The sequence below is a fragment of the Brevibacterium sp. genome, from assembly GCF_022712115.1.
GTDB lineage: Bacteria > Actinomycetota > Actinomycetes > Actinomycetales > Brevibacteriaceae > Brevibacterium > Brevibacterium salitolerans.
Genome location: NZ_JALAHB010000116.1, coordinates 1 through 3,385, shown reverse-complemented (window position 1 = coordinate 3,385; position 3,385 = coordinate 1). Strand labels below are relative to the sequence as shown.

General features: G+C 73.2%; 3 protein-coding genes and 1 pseudogene. 2 read left to right on the top strand and 2 right to left on the bottom strand.

Annotation, left to right across the window (positions count from 1 at the left end; all coding sequences use genetic code 11):
* Nucleotides 1-18: 18 nt before the first annotated feature.
* Entirely contained in the window at nucleotides 19-888 is an 870-nt protein-coding gene (locus tag Q0A33_RS06900) for an enoyl-CoA hydratase (protein WP_291794703.1), read from the top strand.
* Nucleotides 885-1,946: an NAD-dependent epimerase/dehydratase family protein gene (locus tag Q0A33_RS06895; RefSeq protein WP_291794702.1), complete on the top strand. Its 1,062-nt coding sequence runs from the start codon at nucleotides 885-887 to the stop codon at nucleotides 1,944-1,946. Before Q0A33_RS06900 ends, Q0A33_RS06895 begins: the two co-directional genes overlap by 4 nt.
* A 77-nt stretch (nucleotides 1,947-2,023) precedes the next feature.
* On the opposite strand, the gene pheA is transcribed toward Q0A33_RS06895, so the two are convergent.
* Entirely contained in the window at nucleotides 2,024-3,046 is a 1,023-nt protein-coding gene (gene pheA, locus Q0A33_RS06890) for a prephenate dehydratase (protein ID WP_291794701.1), read from the bottom strand.
* Nucleotides 3,043-3,385, bottom strand: a pseudogene (locus Q0A33_RS06885) (glycosyltransferase family 2 protein); the annotation flags it as partial. The gene pheA and the pseudogene Q0A33_RS06885, both read right to left, overlap by 4 nt.

Here is a 3,385-nt window from a genome sequence, read left to right as displayed (position 1 = left end):
GCCCACTACCATGGGGCCATGAGCGACCTCCACAGCACCGACCTCCTCACCATCCAGATCCGCGGCGCCGTCGTGACGCTGACGCTCGCCTCGCCCGCCACGCGCAACGCCCTGTCCACCACTCTCATGACGCAGCTGCGCGACACGCTGGAGACCGTCGGCGAGCGGACCGATCTCCACGCCGTCGTCCTCGCCGCCGAGGGCCACGTCTTCTCCTCCGGCCACGACCTCAAGGAGATCCGCGGCGCCTCGCACGCCCGCCAGCAGGAGATCTTCGACCTGTGCGCGGACCTCATGCTCACGGTCCAGCGGATACCCCAGCCGGTCATCGCACAGGTCCAGGGGCTGGCCACGGCCGCGGGTGCGCAGCTGGTCGCCACCTGCGATCTCGCGGTGGCCGCGGAGACCGCCTCCTTCGCCACGCCGGGCGTGCGCATCGGGCTCTTCTGCTCCACCCCCGGCGTGGCGATCGCACGCGCCCTGCCCACCAAGCAGGCCATGCGCATGCTGCTCACCGGCGATGCGCTCACCGCCCAGCAGGCGCTCGCCCACGGACTCGTCTCCGACGTGGTCCCGGCGGAGGAGCTCGTCGAGGCCGCCCAGGCGCTCGCGGAGAAGGTCGCCGAGGCCTCGTCTGCCACCGTCGCGCTGGGCAAGGCCGCCTTCTACCGGCAGCTGTCCATGTCCACGCCCGAGGCCTATGCCGCCATGGCGGCCACGATGGCGGAGAACGCCGTCCTCCCCGATGCGCAGGAGGGCATCGACGCCTTCCTCACCAAGCGCACCCCCACCTGGCAGGGGCGTGAGGCCTCGGACCCGCACGCGGGCAGGGGCGGCTTCACCGGCCGCTCGGACGACCGCGAGGACGTCCGGGGGCAGGGCGCATGACCGTCCTGGTCACCGGCGCCTCGGGCCTGGTGGGCTCTGCCGTGGTCCGTGCCCTCAGCGAACGCGGCACCCCCGTCCTCGCCGCGGACCTTCCGCCCGCGCCCGGCCCCGGCAGAGCGAGTTCGCCGGGCACGGGGACACAGGCAGACACGCCCGAGGCCGCGGCCGGCACGCACGGCTCGGGCCGGGAGTCCGCCGGGTGGGCGGTCTCCGGGCGAGGAGCGGGCAGACCCTCGCACGTGCGCCTCATGCGGTGGGACCTCACCACCGAGGTCCCCGAGGAGGTCGCCGCCCTCTCAGGCCGCGTCCGCACCGTGGTGCACTGCGCACGGAGGAGCGACGACTGGGGGCCCGAGGAGGAGTTCCACGCCGTCAACGCCGCGGGCACCCGCAAGGTCCTCGACGCGTTCCCCCACGCACGCTTCATCCACCTCTCCACCACCGCCGTCTACGGCATCGACCGCGACCACACCCGTCTGCACGAGGAGGCGGGTCCGCTGGAGGAGTCGGGGCACACGGCGCCCTTCCCCCTCACCGCCGCGCGCGCGGAGCAGGTCATCGCGCGGGTGCGTCCGGACGCGCTGGTCCTGAGGCCCGCACGCGTGTACGCCCCGGGGTCCGCGGACGGCCTCATCGACGACCTCGAGAGCTTCCGCCGCAAGGACGCCCTGCTGCTGCCCGGCGGTGCCAGGAACACCGTCATGCTCGCCCACCTCGACACCGTGGTGGAGGCGGTGCTCGCCGGCATCGACAGGCCGCAGGTGAGCGGTCGGATCAACGTCGCGGACCCGGAGCCCTACCTCTTCCGCGAAGCGCTCATGACGTATCTGGCGCGCACCGACCATCCTCCGGTGCTGCTCGACGAGCGCCCGGCGGACCTGGCGAAGGCACGCGCGTGGTTCGCGGCCAAGCGCGCCGGGAAGCCGCGTGCGGACAACCGCCCCGCCCACACCGTCGCGCAGATCGAGGAGTACGTGCGGGAGAGGACGTACAGCCTCGCGAGGCTCACGAGTCTGCTGGGAGTCCAGCCGGAGCAGAGGCTCGCACCGCACAGCTAGTCACGCAGACGCAGAAGCTCAGGCGGTGCACGCACGTGCGTGCACCGCCTGAGCTTGCGTGACGGTATGCGGGGTTCTCAGTCCGCGAGCCCGCCGGTGCGCCTGATCTGCTCCAGCCAGGACGCTGCGGCGGCGAAGGCCTCGTCCGTGACGCGGGGGTCCGCCGCCGCGGCAGCCGCCTCAGCGGAGATCGGCACGTCCCATTCGCCCTCGTCCGCGGGGTAGGACCCCAGGAACTGCACCTTGGCGGCGATGCGGTGGATGCCCTGCATGGCCTCCGCCACCCGCGCCTCCGCGATGTGGCCCTTGGCGTCGATGGAGAACTGGTAGAGCCCGAGGCCGTTGCCGGTGGGCCTGGACTCGATCCGGGACATGTTCACGCCCCGGGCCGCCAGCTGCTCCAGCATCTCCAGCAGCGCCCCCGCGCGGTCACTCGCGAGTCCCACGACGAACGTGGTCCGGTCCGCGCCGGTGCGCTCCGGCAGCTCGCCGGGGCGGGTCACGCAGATGAAGCGGGTGACCGCGTTGCGCTCCTCGCCGATGTCGTCGGCCAGCACCTCGAGCCCGTAGGTCTCGGCCGCCAGCAGAGGGCACACCGCGGCCTGGAACGGGGCCTCGGCCGCAGAGGGTGCGGCGGCGAGCTCGGCCGCAGCGGCCGCGGTCGAGGACGTCGCCCGGTACTCCGCACGCGGCGCGTGCTCCGCGAGCCAGAGACGCGCCTGCGCCTCCCCGTGGGGATGCGAACCGAAGCTCGTGAGCGTCTCCACCGACGCCTCGCCCGGCCGCGCAGCGAGCACGAAGCGGACGGGGATGACGGCCTCGGCGACGATCTGCAGACGGCCGTGGCGGGTGAGCGCGTCGAGCGTGGCCGGCACGCCGCCCTCCACGGAGTTCTCGATGGGGACGACCGCGGCGTCGACCTCACCGTTGCGGACCGCCTCGAGCATGAGATCCGCAGATCGCATGGGCACGCGCTCCGCAGTCTCCAGCTCGCCCCTGCGGGTGAGGATGCGGATGAGCGCGGCCTCCGTGAACGTGGCGGTCGGGCCCAGGAAGGCGTAGGAGCGCGCGGGAGCAGACGGTGAGGACGGAGCGGTCATGGGCGAGTGCGGTTCTTCCTTGAGGCGAGCTTGCGTGCGGCGAGGGCGCGTGCCACATCGCGGTACTGTGCGGCGCGGTGGAGGACTGCGCGGAGGTCACGACCGGTCACGCGGTGGTGGAGATCGCACTCGACCTCCTGGACGCGCATGCCCGCGCGCACCAGGTCGATCGTCATGCCGGTCTCCACGCCCCATCCCGCCGCGAAGGGCTGGGTGGCCTCGAAGGCCTCCCGCGTGAGGCAGCGCATGCCGGAGAGCGGCTGCGTGGCGCCGAGGCCGGACGGCGCCTCGATACCCCTGTCCGCCAGCCCCAACACGAGCCCGAACCCGCCGCCCGTG